Source organism: Bradyrhizobium sp. 23AC, from assembly GCF_054863025.1.
Genome location: NZ_JAVAYN010000017.1, coordinates 109,449 through 123,354, shown reverse-complemented (window position 1 = coordinate 123,354; position 13,906 = coordinate 109,449). Strand labels below are relative to the sequence as shown.

The window sequence follows — 13,906 nt, the reverse complement described above, 5'->3', positions numbered from 1 at the left end:
GTAAACGCAGGCGGTTGTGATTGAGCCGATGGGCCGCGGCGTACTGGATCACCCGCCTTCGCGGGTGATGACACCGAGTATGGGGCGGCCGTTCTCGTCATCTCACGCCGTATGTGCCTTGTAGGCGGCTTCATCCATGAGGCCGCCGAGCTCGCCCTTGTCGGCCATCTTGATCTTGAAGAACCAGGCCTTGCCTTGCGCATCCGAGTTCACCATCGCCGGCTCGGCCGCGAGCTCGGCGTTGGTCTCGAGCACTTCGCCGGTCACGGGCGCGTACACGTCCGAGGCCGCCTTGACGGACTCAACCACGGCGGCGGCTTCCGCCTTCTTCAGGGTGCGGCCGACCTTGGGCAGTTCGACAAACACGACGTCGCCGAGCTGCTGCTGGGCGTAGTCGGTGATGCCGACGGTGGCGACGTCACCCTCGATGGCGAGCCATTCATGGTCGGTGGTGTACAGCGTCGTGGTCATTCTCGAATCCTCAGCGTTTGTAGGTGTTCTTGACGAAGGGCATGGCCGCGACAGCGACCGGCAGACGCTGGCCGCGCACCTCGGCGAAGAGTTGTGTGCCGAGCGCGCTCGATGCGGTGGGCACATAGCCCATCGCGACCGGCGCATTCAGGCTTGGGCCGAAACCGCCCGATGTGACTTGTCCGATCGGCTCGCCGCCGGCGCTGTCAGCAAACAGTCGCGCGCCCTCGCGGACCGGCGCGCGTCCCTGGGCAAGCAGGCCGACGCGGCGGCGGGCCGCGCCGTTGTCGAAATGGGCGAGGATTTTTTCGGCGCCGGGAAAGCCGCCGGCGCGCGCACCGCCGCTGCGGCGCGACTTCTGCACCGACCATTCCAGCGCGGCCTCGACCGGCGTGGTCATGGTGTCGATGTCGTGGCCGTAGAGGCAGAGCCCGGCTTCCAGCCGCAGGCTGTCGCGGGCCCCCAGGCCGATCGGCAGCACATCGGTGTTTTCGAGCAGAGCTTTGGCGAGACGTTCGGCATCGGCTGCGGGAACCGAAATTTCAAAACCGTCCTCGCCGGTGTAGCCGGAGCGCGAGACGAAACAGTCGAGGCCGGCCACCTTGCGGGGGCCGGAGTCCATGAACTTCATGGCGGGCGCCTCTGCACACAATTTCGCCAGCGCCGCCTCGGCCTTCGGCCCCTGCAGCGCGATCAGCGCACGGTCTGTGAGGGAATCGATGACGCAGTCTTCAGAGAGATTCGCGCGCAGATGCGCCTCGTCGGCGTCCTTGCAGGCGGCGTTGACGACCAGGAAGAGGTGATCGCCGAAATTGGCGACCATCAGGTCGTCCAGAATTCCGCCATCGGCGTTGGTGAACTGGGCGTAGCGCTGCCGTCCCGGCGCGATCGCCACGATATCCTGCGGCACCAGCCGTTCCAGCGCGCGGGCGGCGTCCTCGACCCTGCCGGATTTCGGCCTGAGCGCGATCTGGCCCATATGGGAGACGTCGAACAGGCCGGCGGAGGTCCGGGTATGGAGGTGCTCCTTCAGCACGCCCGCGGGGTATTGCACGGGCATGTCATAGCCCGCGAACGGCACCATCTTGCCGCCCAGGGAGACATGAAGCCCATGAAGGGGCGTACGTTTCAGGGAATCTTGGTCGTCGCGCGCTAGCATCACAGGGGCCCTCGGCGGTTCCCCCGGGACGATTCCCTGAGGACACCAGTCGAAGCCCCATCTGTCGCTGTGCCTGAGAGTATTATCCCGTCGGCGGGAGCCATCCGGGTCTAATCCCGTCGGCGCCTCTTTCCAGATGCTGTCAAAGCCACGCGGTCCTTTTGCCTGAGAGTTTCCGGGGCGGTTGCTCCTTCGGCGCCGGCTGCCTAAAGCCGGTCTCTCCCGACGTGGCCGTACGATACAGATGGGTACAGACCACAGGGCGGCCAAGCCTGTCAACGCGTCCGCTTGCCCTATCAACGGGATTGCAAAGGGGATTGAGCGGCTGCGGCAACCCTCTGATCTCCTTGCACAGTTTCTGGACAGCGAAGCTGGCCTTGTCTAAAAGCGCTGTGGCCCGCAGATATCAGCCTAAATGTCAGGTTTGGATGGCCTATAGCGGGTCCAAGCACACCCGATTGGATGAACATGAGCGGCGTCAACGAGATCAGGTCGACCTTTCTGAACTTCTTTGCCGAGAACGGCCACGAGATCGTGTCGTCCTCGCCATTGGTGCCGCGCAACGATCCGACGTTGATGTTCACCAATGCCGGCATGGTGCAGTTCAAGAACGTCTTCACCGGCGTCGAGAAGCGGCCCTATCAGCGCGCCACCACGTCGCAGAAATGCGTGCGCGCCGGAGGCAAGCACAACGACCTCGACAATGTCGGCTACACCGCGCGCCATCTCACCTTCTTCGAGATGCTCGGCAACTTCTCGTTCGGCGATTATTTCAAGGAGCGCGCGATCGAGCTCGCCTGGAAGCTGATCACGAAGGACTTCGGGCTCAACAAGGACAAGCTGCTCGTCACCGTCTACCACACCGACGACGAGGCGCACGGGCTCTGGAAGAAGATCGCCGGCTTCTCCGACGACCGCATCATCCGCATCCCGACCTCCGACAATTTCTGGGCGATGGGCGACACCGGCCCGTGCGGCCCGTGCTCGGAGATCTTCATCGATCGCGGCGATCACATCTGGGGCGGACCTCCGGGCTCGCCGGAAGAGGACGGCGACCGCTTCCTCGAATTCTGGAATCTCGTGTTCATGCAATATGAGCAGGTGACGAAGGAGGAGCGCGTGGATCTGCCGCGTCCCTCGATCGACACCGGCATGGGCCTGGAGCGCATGGCCTGCATCATGCAGGGCGTCGACAGCGTGTTCGAGACCGATCTGTTCCGCCATTTGATCGATGCGACATCGTCCGCGCTCGGCAGCGGGCCGAACGAGCAGACCGTCGCCTCGTTCCGCGTCATCGCCGATCATTTGCGCTCTTCGGCCTTCCTGGTCGCGGACGGCGTGCTGCCCTCGAACGAGGGCCGCGGCTACGTGCTGCGCCGGATCATGCGCCGCGCGATGCGCCATGCGCAGTTGCTCGGTGCGAAAGAGCCGCTGATGCATCGGCTGGTCTGGGCGCTGGTCCGCGAGATGGGCCAGGCCTATCCCGACTTGATGCGCGCGGAGAATCTGATCGAGGAAACGCTGCGGCTGGAAGAGACCCGCTTCCGCAAGACGCTGACCCGCGGCCTTGCCATCCTCGACGAGAAGAGCGCGTCCTTGAAAAAGGGCGACATGTTCGATGGCGACGTCGCCTTCACGCTGTATGACACCTACGGCTTCCCGCTCGACCTGACGCAAGACGCGCTGAAGTCGCGCGGCATCAGCGTCGACCAGGCTTCCTTCTCCGATGCGATGGAGCGGCAGAAAGCCAAGGCGCGCGAGTCCTGGAAGGGGTCCGGGGAAGCTGCGTCCGAGGCGATCTGGTTCCCGCTGCGCGAAAAGCTCGGGGCCACCGAATTCCTGGGCTACGAGACCGAGAGCGCCGAAGGCGTGGTGTCCGCGCTGGTAAAGGACGGTGCGGAGGTCGCCAGCCTGAAGGCCGGCGAGACCGGTGCGATCGTGCTGAACCAGACGCCGTTCTACGCGGAGTCCGGCGGCCAGGTCGGGGACATCGGCGTGCTCACGGGCGAGGGCGGCATCAAGTTCCGCGTCACCGACACGCAGAAGAAGCTCGGCGATTTCTTCGTGCATGTCGGCAACGTGGAGAGCGGCGAGCTGAAGCTCGGCACCGCGCTGCAGCTCGAGGTCGATCATTCCAGGCGCTCTTCGATCCGGGCGCATCATTCGGCGACGCATCTCATCCACGAGGCGCTGCGCCAGGTGCTCGGCGACCACATCGCCCAGCGCGGCTCGATGGTCGCGCCAGATCGCCTGCGCTTCGACTTCGTGCATCCGAAGCCGATCACGGCGGAGGAGCTGGCCCGGGTCGAGGACATCGCCAACGACGTGGTGCTGGAGAATGACGAGGTCACCACCCGCGTGATGGGCGTGGATGAAGCCCGCGAAGCCGGAGCGCGTGCGCTGTTCGGCGAGAAATACGGCGACGAGGTCCGCGTCGTCTCGATGGGCCGGACCGCGCGCGAGCGCGGCGCCAACGCGCTCGGCTGGTCGGTCGAGCTCTGCGGCGGCACCCATGTGCGGCGCACCGGCGACATCGGCCTGATCACGCTCACCGGCGAGAGCGCGGTTGCTTCGGGCGTGCGCCGTATCGAGGCGCTGACCGGCAATTATGCGCGCCGGCACGCCAACGAGACCATGGCGCTGGCCAAGACCGCGGCGAACGAGCTGCGCACGTCGCTCGACGACGTCCCCGCGCGCATCACCGCGCTGATGGAGGAGCGCAAGAAGCTCGAGCGCGAGCTCTCCGACGCCCGCAAGAAGCTGGCGATGGGCGGCGGCGCTGCTGCCAGCAATGGCGCAGCCAGCGGCGTGCGCGAGGTCGGCAACGTCAAGCTGATGGCGCGCGCGGTCGAGGGCATCGAGATGAAGGATCTCAAGAGCCTCGCCGACGACGGCAAGAAGCAGATCGGCTCCGGCGTCGTCGCCATCGTCGGCGTCACCGAGGACGGCAAGGCCGGCATCGTGGTCGGCGTCACCGCGGACCTCACCTCGCGCTTCAATGCGGTCAACCTCGTGCGTGTCGCCTCCGAGGCGCTCGGCGGCAAGGGCGGCGGTGGCCGGCCGGACATGGCGCAGGCCGGCGGCCCTGATGGCGCCAAGGCGACCGAGGCGCTGAGCGCGATCGAAAAAGCGATGGCGGGCGCGTGAGGCCGTGCGCCCCGTTCCGCGAGGACGTGGCTCAGCCGATCCGAACTTGAGGGATCGCCTGTACGAACTGCTGGAGCACGATCCGCTGGCTTATTCAGCCGGGTCGCGCTTCATCCAGATCATCATCGGCGTCATCGTGCTCAATGTGGCCGCGATGATCCTCGCCTCAGTGCCGGAGCTGGACGCGCAGTTCGGCACGGTGTTCTCGGCCATCACCATCCTGTCCGTGATCGTGTTCGCGCTGGAATATGCCGCGCGTCTCTGGACCGTGGCGGGCCACACCCAGCGCAAGGGCTCGGCGCTGTCCGACCGGCTCGGCTACGCCGTCTCGGCGCTCGGCATCATCGACCTCATGGCGTTCCTGCCCGCGGCAATCGTGCTCGCCGCCGGCCGGCACGCGACGCTGGCGGCGCTCGGCGTGCTGCCGTTCTTCAAGCTGATCCGCTATTCGCCGGCGATGCGCTCGCTGCTCGCGGCTGTCCATGCCGAGCGACGGGCGCTGATCGGCTGCGTCGTCATCCTGATCGGCGCGGTCTTGACGTTCGCCTCGCTGCTCTACGCCATCGAGCGCGACGTGCAGCCCAGCAAGCTCGGCACCATTCCGGATGCGATGTGGTGGGCGATCGTGACGCTCGGCACCGTCGGCTATGGCGACGTCGTGCCGGTGACGGCGCTCGGCAAGCTCATCTCGGTGTTCACGATCATCAGCGGCTTCGCCATGATTGCGCTGCCGGTCGCGATCATCTCCACCGCCTTTGCCGAAGAGGTGAAGCGGCGCGATTTCGTCGTCACCTGGGGCATGCTGGCGCGGGTGCCGCTGTTCTCGCATCTGTCGGCCGCAGAGATCGCCGACATCATGCGGCTGTTGCGCGCGCGCACCATCGAGCAGGGCGAGATCCTGGTGCGGCGGGGCGATGTGGCCTCGTCGATGTATTTCATCACCGCGGGCGAGGTCGAGATCGCGCTGCCGAGCCAGCAAGTGCACCTCACGGACGGCACCTTCTTCGGCGAGATCGCGCTGCTGCATAAAACAAAGCGCAGCGGCACGGTGACGGCGACGCGCAAGACGCGCCTTTTGGTGCTCGACGCCCAGGATTTTCACGCTTTGATCGCGCGCATGCCGACGCTGGCCGATCACGTCCACACCACCGCCAAGGCGAGACTCGCCGACACCGGCGACCTCGCACTGGCCGAGCTCGCACAGGCGGAGAAGGACGACACCGACCGCTGAGCGGTCAGCCTTTCTTCAGGAAGACGTAGACGGCCGAGTAGGGCACGCTCCTGAATTCGCCGGCTTTCTCGCAGGCACCGTCCAGCTTGCCACCCTGGGTGCTCACGCGCTGCACGGTGGTAACGGGCGTCAGCACGCCGCTGCCGCGGCGGGCGGTCACTTCCAGCTTCAGCCAGGGGATATCGGCCGCGGTGGTGCCCGGCGCGTTTCCGATCGCCTTACCGACGACGGCGCTGCCGTCGGCGTGCTCCCAGTTCGGTCCGGCATAGTGTCGTCCAACGGTCTTCCCATCGGAGAGCAGCGTTGCGATTGGCTCGCGAAAGGTCCAGGCGAGCTTGCCCTCAGCGCCGGCCTTGCACTCATAGACCTGCGCACCCTCGGCGTGGACGCTGAGTACGACGCTCTCGCCTGATACGGCGATGGCCTCGGGAAGCGGCTCGGCAGCTCCGGCCGGTCCGATCAGGGCTGCGAGCAGCATGGTGGGGCCGGCAAGCTTGATGAACATGGTGGCATCTCCGCGCAAGGTCTCAAAAAGAAACGGGCCGCGCTGTTGCGCGGCCCGTGATGATGTCTGGCCCAGTCGGGCGAAATTGCGGTCGGCTCAGGCCGCCAGCTCCTTGGTGAGGTTTTCCGCGACCTTGTCGAGGAAGCCGGTGGTCGAGAGCCAGCGCTGGTCGGCGCCGACCAGCAGCGCGAGGTCCTTGGTCATGTAGCCGGCCTCGACGGTGTCGACGCAGACCTTCTCCAGCGTGTTGGCGAACTTGGCGAGCTCGGCATTGTTGTCGAGCTTGGCGCGGTGCGACAGGCCGCGCGTCCAGGCGAAGATCGAGGCGATCGAGTTGGTCGAGGTCTCCTTGCCCTTCTGGTGCTCGCGATAGTGGCGGGTCACGGTGCCGTGGGCGGCTTCGGCTTCCACGGTCTTGCCGTCGGGGGTGAGCAGCACCGAGGTCATGAGGCCGAGCGAGCCGTAGCCCTGTGCGACCGTGTCGGACTGCACGTCGCCGTCGTAGTTCTTACAGGCCCAGACATAGCCGCCGGACCATTTCAGCGCCGAGGCCACCATGTCGTCGATCAGGCGGTGCTCGTAGGTCAGGCCCTTGGCCTCGAATTCCTTCTTGAACTCGCGGTCGTAGATGTCCTGGAAGATGTCCTTGAAGCGGCCGTCATAGACCTTCAGAATCGTGTTCTTGGTCGAGAGATAGACCGGATAGTTGCGCAGCAGGCCGTAATTGAGCGAGGCGCGGGCGAAATCGATGATGGAGTCGTCGAGGTTGTACATTCCCATCGCGACGCCGGCGTCGGGAGACTTGAACACTTCCTTCTCGATGACGGTGCCGTCCTCGCCGACGAACTTCATCGACAGGGTGCCCTTGCCGGGGAACTTGAAGTCGGTGGCGCGGTACTGGTCGCCATAGGCATGGCGGCCGATGATGATCGGCTTGGTCCAGCCGGGAACCAGGCGGGGCACGTTCTTGCAGATGATCGGCTCGCGGAAGATCACGCCGCCGAGGATGTTGCGGATGGTGCCGTTCGGCGACTTCCACATCTGCTTGAGGTTGAACTCCTTCACCCGGGCCTCGTCAGGGGTGATGGTGGCGCACTTGACGCCGACGCCGACCTTCTTGATCGCTTCGGCGGCGTCGATGGTGACCTGATCGTTGGTATGGTCGCGGTACTCCATGCCCAGGTCGAAATACATCAGCTCGACATCCAGGAACGGGGTGATCAGCTTGTCCTTGATGTACTGCCAGATGATCCGGGTCATCTCGTCGCCATCGAGCTCGACGACGGGATTGGATACCTTGATTTTTGCCATGATCGGGGAAGCCTCTTGGGAACGGCGCTTTTGGCGCGCCACGGGAATATCCGCCGCCTCTTAGCACCCAGACGCGGCGGGCGAAAGCCAAGGGATTATGCACTTTTAGCCGATCCAGCTTGTCCGGATGGGGGGCGGCGACGGCCCCCCGGCGGAGGCGGCCTGAGGCTTCAGAAGAGATTCAAAAGTCGATTCTAACCCCGTTATTTTCCTTGAGAATTCTGTCAGGACAGGCAAACGACAGGCGGCAGGGCGGCGCCGACCGGCGGCCGGTTTGAATCAATTCCTGAAGAGCGCCCTGGCAAGGCCTTGAGAACCAGAGTGAAAGCGAAACGAAATGTCGGGGACTGACAAGAGCAAGGCGGGTTTGTCCCTCGACGGTCCCATCGTCATCCTGGTCGAGCCGCAGCTGGGCGAAAACATCGGCATGGCCGCGCGCGCCATGGGCAATTTTGCTCTCGGCGCCTTGCGCATCGTCAACCCCAGGGACGGCTGGCCCAACATTGCGGCACAGCGCGCCGCCGCCGGCGCCGACCATATTCTGGAAAAGGTCGAATTGTTCGGCACGGTCGAAGACGCCGTCGCCGATCTCGATCTGCTGTTCGCCACCACCGCGCGCCCCCACGACCAGGCCAAGCCGGTGGTCGGGCCGGAGGAAGCTGCCAGCGAGATCGCGGGTCACGTCGCGACCGGCGGCAAGGCCGGTATCCTGTTCGGCCGCGAGCGCTGGGGGCTGACCAACGAGGAGGTCGGGCTCTCCAACCGCATCATCACCTTCCCGGTCAACCCGGGCTTCGCCTCGCTCAACCTCGCCCAGGCCGTGCTGCTGGTCGGCTATGAATGGTTCAAGCGAGCGACGTCGGGCGAGCTGCCGCACGCCATGCCGGAGCGCTCCGAGCGCGCCTCGCAGCACCAGATGCAGGCGTTCTTCGACAACCTCATCCGCGAGCTCGACAAGGTGGAATTTTTGCGCCCCGCCGAGAAGCGCGACACCATGCTGGTGAACCTGCGCAACATCTTCAGCCGCATGGAGCCGACCAAGCAGGACATGCACACCCTGCACGGGGTGATCATGGCGATCGCCGAGGGACGCAAGGGCCCGGCCAAGGGCGGCGTGCTCGATGGCGAGCAGGCGACGCGCCTGCGCGCGCTTTTGGCCGAGCACGGGCAGGGCGGCGGCGTGCCCGACAGCGGCTCGACCGTGCGCGGCCTCGCCCGCCTGCTTCGCCGCAACCCGACCGATGCCGAGCGTCTGCTCTGGCAGGCTTTGACCCGCGACCGTCGCTTCGCCGGCCAGTTCAAGCGCCAGACCCCGGTCGGCCGCCACATCCCGGACTTCGTCTCGTTCCCGCATCGGATCGCGATCGAGCTGGTCAACCCGGGCGAGGGCGAGGCGATCGCGGCAGACCGTGCGTCGCGGCGGGCCTGGCTGGAGGCGCGGGACTATCGCGTGCTGGAGATTCGCGCGGCGGATGTGGAGCGGGATCTGGAGGCCGAGCTGGCGCGGCTGCAGGAGATGATGGAGCAGAGCGCGTAGATTTCGGCGCGTGACGGTCTCGTAGGGTGGGCAAAGCTTTCGACGTAGCTCGAAGAGCGAAGGCGAAAGCGTGCCCACCATCTCGACCGACGAGGCCAGGACCAGAGTCGTGGGCACGGCGCTGCGCGCCTTTGCCTACCCTACGAGACTCATGCCGAATTTGGGCCAACCGCACCCTGGCCAATCAGCGCCGGTTCAGCGCTGAAAGACAACCCTGCCGCCGACCAGGGTCAGGTCCACCTTGATGTCCTTGATCTGCTCCTCCGGCACGACCGTGTAGTCAGCGGAGAGCACCACGATGTCCGCAAGCTTTCCGGGCTCAATAGTCCCTTTGCGCGCTTCATCGAACGTGTAGCGCGAGGCTGCGCTGCTGTAGAGCCGCAGGGCCTGCTCGCGCGTAATGGCTTCTGCCGAGCCGTAGACGTTCCCGTTAGGGTCCTTCCTCGTCACCATGATGTACATGTTCAGGAAGGGGTTGATCGGATTGACGGGAAAATCCGTCCCGGCGCCCAGGTTGTTGAGCCCCATCTTTTCGATCAATGTCCTGGTGGGTACGGCGCGGTCAGCGGTCGCTTTCCCGAGAAATCGTTCGACGGTCGCTGCCTTATCCCACATGAAAGCGTTCTGGAAATCGACACGGGCTCCCAGCTTTTGCGCACGCTCCATCTGTTCTGGCCGGATCAGGCTGGCGTGAATGAGGACGAAGCGACGGTCTCGGATCGATTTCTCCTTATCCGCTGCCTCGAACGCATCGAGCACCTGGTCAATACCAAGGTCACCCACCACGTGGACACCGACCCGCCAGTCATATCGGTGGCAGATGGAGATGAGTTGTTTCAATCGCTCAGGTGTCTGCTGCGCAACACCACGATAGTTGTCATGTGAATCGGGATACACCTCGCGCATGAGCGCTGTCTTCAGCGTCATGCCGCCGTCGTAGAAGATCTTGATTCCCGCGAACTTCAACCAATCGTCGCCAAAGCCTGAAGAGGCCCCATTGCCTGCCATGATCGCTTCCCACGCGGTCAGATCGGCCGGGGGCTCCGGTCGAAACATCACGCCGGTGCGCAATGTTGCTTTCCCGGATGCGACATGCTTCTGCAGCATGCGGATATCGCGTGCCTCTGTCGCGCCTTCGACCACGCTCGTGATACCGAAGCTGTTCAGCACGCCTTCGGCAATCGTGAATTGCCGCATCTCATCGTCTTCTGTCCAGGGCGGCACCGCCTTCTCGACCCGATCGATCGCCGTCTCCACCAGCACGCCGGTCAATTCACCGGCCGCGTCGCGCTCAAACTTTCCCCCGCTCGGATCTGCGGTGGTCTTGTCGATTCCGACCCGCTGTAGAGCCATGCTGTTCGCCATCGAGAAATGCCCGACGGTGCGAAGATAGACCGGGTTGTCTGGAGCAACGCTATCGATCTCCTGCCTGGTCAGATATCGCTTCTCGGCCAATTGTGAAGGCGGATGCCACGCGCCACCTACAATCCACTCGCCCGGCTTCTTCCTCGCAGCGAATGCCTTGATGGCCTCGAGCGCTTCCGCGACCGTCTTGGCTCGGCCCATGATGACGACATAGTCGCCAAGACCAGCGGCCTTGAAGTGAGCGTGCGTATCGATCAATCCGGGGATGACGGTCTTCCCAGCCACATCGAGCACGCGGGTTCGAGCGCCGGCGAGCGACCTCATCGAAGCACTGGTTCCGGTTGCGATGATCTTTCCATCCGCGACGGCCACTGCCTCCGTGATCGTCGATCGCTCATCCAGCGTCAGAACCTTTCCGTTGATGAGGACCAGGTCAGGTGCGTTGAGCTCCGGCTGCTGCGCCTCAACATTTGCGACGCCAGCGAACCACATGCCCGCGGCAACGATTGCAAATGCCATTAACTTGCGAACCATCACGTCCCCCTGGATCTTGTTTTTCTGGACGAAGATTTTCAAGGCTATCTTTGATCGAACATCGGTTCAACGCTTCTGGAGGCTTGGCAGCGTCCACATGCTGGGCAAAGTGGATCACGCTCTGTGTTAGTCTCGTAGGGTGGGCAAAGCGAAGCGCGCCCACGACGTCGATCAACAACGCCGCGGCAGACACGATGGGCACGGCGCTGCGCGCCTTTGCCCACCCTACGAGTTGGGACTGCCAAGAGCACACGTCGTCTAGGGAAGGCTGGCGTTGGTGCCGGGCGAGCGAACTGCGCTTCGCCCCCAAGGCCGCCCACCCGTTGATGCATGTCAAAGAACATGGAACCCCGCCCACTACGGTTTTTAGGCAACAGTTTGAGGCAACAGGGAGGGTTCGACATGTCAATCAGCCGCCGCCAAGCACTTGCCGCCTTCAGCGCCGCTGTATCGGCGCTCGCGATTTCCCGCACCGCACGCGCCGAGTTTGATGGTCCTGTCGTCAGGGCTCTGGAGGGCGGAGAAGATTTTTGGGTTGCCCAGGACGCCTATATCTACGGATATCCGCTCGTGACGATGGAGATGACACGCCGGGTCATGACCAACGTTGCTGCGGTGGAAGGCACGCGCGGGCCGATGGGGCAATTCGTCAAGCTCCGCAAGTACCCCGATGCCACCTTCAAGGATGTCACGGCACCCAATGCCGATACGCTCTACACGACGGCCTGGATCGACGTGGGAGATGAGCCCTGGGTCCTGGGCATGCCGGACATGAAGGATCGCTACTTCCTGTTTCCGATGCTGGACGGCTGGACCAATGTCTTCCAGGTGCCTGGCAAGCGCACCACCGGCACCAGGGCGCAAACCTATGCGATCACGGGCCCGGGCTGGAAGGGATCGCTTCCCGCCGGCGTCAAGGAATACAAATCACCCACGGGCATGGTGTGGATCCTGGGCCGCATCTACTGCACCGGTACGCCGGAGGACTACGCGGCGGTGCACGCCGCGCAGGACCAGTTCAAGCTCGTGCCGCTCAGCGCATACAACAAGTCCTTTACGCCCCCGGCAGGCAAGGTCGATCCGTCGATCGACATGAAGACGGCGGTGCGCGACCAGGTCAACCGCCTGGACGCCGCGGCCTATTTCACCCTTCTCGCGCAATTGATGAAGCGCAATCCGCCGGCCGCCGCCGACGCGGCTGAGGTCGCCAAATTCGCGAAGATCGGTCTTGTCCCCGGCAAGGATTTTGACGCGAGCAAATTCGATGCTGCCTTCGCCAAGCGGGTCCCCCAGGTGGCATTCGACCGCATCATGCTCCAGTTCAAGGTCAACAAGGCGATCAAGAACGTCAACGGCTGGGCCTTCGACAGCGAAGCCGGCATCTACGGCACCAATTATCTCAACCGTGCGCTCGTCACGGCCATCGGCCTTGGCGCCAACCGGATCCAGGATGCGTGCTATCCGACATCCCAGAAGGACGCCGACGGCAAGGAGTACGTCGGCAGCAACAGATACGTCATGCGCTTTCCGAAGGGGCAGCTTCCTCCGGTCGGCGGCTTCTGGTCGCTCACGATGTATGATGAGAACTACTTCTTCGTCGCCAATCCGATCAACCGCCAGTCGATCAGCGCCCGCCAGAATCTCAAAGCCAATCCCGACGGTTCGGTCGACCTCTACATTCAGAAGGACAACCCGGGCCCCGACAAGGAGAGCAATTGGCTTCCCGCGCCCGCGGGCAAGTTCGTCCTGATGTTGCGCATGTACTGGCCGAACGAGAAGCCGCCCTCGATCATCAACGGGACCTGGAAGCCGCCTCCGGTTCGGCAAGTGACGAGCAGCTAGGGAGCACGGCGCTTCGCGCCTTTGCCTACCCTACGCACCGTCACCCGCGCCCGAGCTGCACGTCGCGCTCCACCGCAATCCATGTCGTCCGCGCCAACGCCAGCAATCTCCCGGTTTCATCATGCAGCGCGGCGTCGGCCGTGCGCTTGCGGCCGTCGCGGCCGGTGGGCCAGGCGGTGATGATGCAGCGCTCGCCGGGGCGGGGGCGGGCTTCGATGCGGGCTGACATCCGTCCGAGCAGGAGCGGGGTCTTCTCGAAGCTGCCGCTCTGCTGATTGTAATTGCAAGCAAAGCCGGTCGGGCAATCGAGCGCGGACCAGAGGAATTCGGGTGCGGTGAGGCCATCCTCGGCGGCGAGATTCGGATCGGGTGCCCAGCTCGCGGCGAGAACGGGAGTATGCGCATGACGGCCGAGCGGGCCGGCGAAGATACGCAGGCCGTCGCCTTTCGCCCTTGCGGGACCGCAGACGAAACAGTGTGGCAGCGGATGCTCGTGCGGCTTGAATAGCGCCAGCAATTCGGCCGCGCGGGCTTCCGGCAAGGTGGCCGTCTCCACTTGCGCGAGCTCGACGCTGACGGCGCGGGCGGTGGCAACGGCCTTGCCGCCGTCGCGGAGCTCCCATGTGTCGCCGTCCGTCGCGACCGCAGCGAGCGGCGTGTCCAGCGGGGGCGGCGCGCGCAGCGTCACCTCCGCAGGCCCCGGAATATGACGGGCGAGCCGGCCGCAGACATAGCCGCCGTTGCCGGAGTTCGGAGGACCGCAATAGCGCTTGTCGATGATGATTGGTGTCATCGGTTCTCTCT

Annotated in this window: 10 protein-coding genes and 1 riboswitch; of the genes, 4 read left to right on the top strand and 6 right to left on the bottom strand. The window is 64.5% G+C overall.

Annotated elements, in window-relative coordinates; genetic code table 11:
* Positions 1–102 precede the first annotated feature (102 nt).
* Together gcvH and gcvT are read right to left on the bottom strand one after the other, a co-directional pair.
* The gene (gcvH, locus tag RAD10_RS30850) at positions 103–471 is read right to left on the bottom strand and encodes a glycine cleavage system protein GcvH (RefSeq protein ID WP_461620449.1); all 369 of its coding nucleotides are present in this window, start codon (positions 469–471) and stop codon (positions 103–105) included.
* A 10-nt stretch (positions 472–481) separates the two neighbouring features.
* On the bottom strand, positions 482–1,630 hold the full coding sequence (gene gcvT / locus RAD10_RS30845) for a glycine cleavage system aminomethyltransferase GcvT (protein ID WP_461620508.1): 1,149 nt from the start codon (positions 1,628–1,630) through the stop codon (positions 482–484).
* Positions 1,631–1,774: 144 nt separating this feature from the next.
* Positions 1,775–1,865: riboswitch (glycine riboswitch) on the bottom strand.
* 233 nt (positions 1,866–2,098) lie between these two features.
* On the opposite strand from gcvT, the gene alaS reads away from it, so the two are divergent.
* Together alaS and RAD10_RS30835 are read left to right on the top strand one after the other, a co-directional pair.
* A complete protein-coding gene (gene alaS, locus RAD10_RS30840) occupies positions 2,099–4,777 on the top strand; it encodes an alanine--tRNA ligase (RefSeq protein WP_461620448.1) in 2,679 nt (892 codons plus the stop codon).
* Positions 4,778–4,781: 4 nt separating this feature from the next.
* Positions 4,782–6,008 (top strand): cyclic nucleotide-gated ion channel, encoded by a 1,227-nt coding sequence (locus tag RAD10_RS30835; protein WP_461620447.1) that lies wholly within the window; start codon positions 4,782–4,784, stop codon positions 6,006–6,008.
* Between the two features lie 4 nt (positions 6,009–6,012).
* On the opposite strand, the gene RAD10_RS30830 is transcribed toward RAD10_RS30835, so the two are convergent.
* Both RAD10_RS30830 and RAD10_RS30825 read right to left on the bottom strand, forming a co-directional pair.
* Positions 6,013–6,513: a DUF3455 domain-containing protein gene (locus RAD10_RS30830; protein ID WP_461620446.1), complete on the bottom strand. Its 501-nt coding sequence runs from the start codon at positions 6,511–6,513 to the stop codon at positions 6,013–6,015.
* 96 nt (positions 6,514–6,609) lie between these two features.
* Positions 6,610–7,824: an NADP-dependent isocitrate dehydrogenase gene (locus RAD10_RS30825; RefSeq protein WP_091965485.1), complete on the bottom strand. Its 1,215-nt coding sequence runs from the start codon at positions 7,822–7,824 to the stop codon at positions 6,610–6,612.
* A gap of 337 nt (positions 7,825–8,161) precedes the next feature.
* Between RAD10_RS30825 and RAD10_RS30820 the strand changes: the two genes are divergently transcribed.
* The gene (locus tag RAD10_RS30820; RefSeq protein WP_091965486.1) at positions 8,162–9,361 is read left to right on the top strand and encodes a TrmJ/YjtD family RNA methyltransferase; all 1,200 of its coding nucleotides are present in this window, start codon (positions 8,162–8,164) and stop codon (positions 9,359–9,361) included.
* A gap of 195 nt (positions 9,362–9,556) precedes the next feature.
* Here the strand turns inward: RAD10_RS30820 and RAD10_RS30815 are convergent, their stop codons facing one another.
* Positions 9,557–11,245 carry an amidohydrolase gene (locus RAD10_RS30815; protein ID WP_461620507.1) on the bottom strand — a complete coding sequence of 563 codons (1,689 nt, stop codon included), beginning with the start codon at positions 11,243–11,245 and terminating at the stop codon, positions 9,557–9,559.
* A 417-nt stretch (positions 11,246–11,662) separates the two neighbouring features.
* Here RAD10_RS30815 and RAD10_RS30810 point away from each other — a divergent pair, with 417 nt between their 5' ends.
* Positions 11,663–13,102, top strand: coding sequence for a DUF1254 domain-containing protein (locus RAD10_RS30810; RefSeq protein WP_461620445.1), 1,440 nt, complete (start codon positions 11,663–11,665; stop codon positions 13,100–13,102).
* A gap of 40 nt (positions 13,103–13,142) precedes the next feature.
* Here RAD10_RS30810 and RAD10_RS30805 read toward each other — a convergent pair whose 3' ends face one another.
* On the bottom strand, positions 13,143–13,895 hold the full coding sequence (locus tag RAD10_RS30805; protein WP_461620444.1) for a PaaI family thioesterase: 753 nt from the start codon (positions 13,893–13,895) through the stop codon (positions 13,143–13,145).
* Between the last annotated feature and the right edge of the window lie 11 nt (positions 13,896–13,906).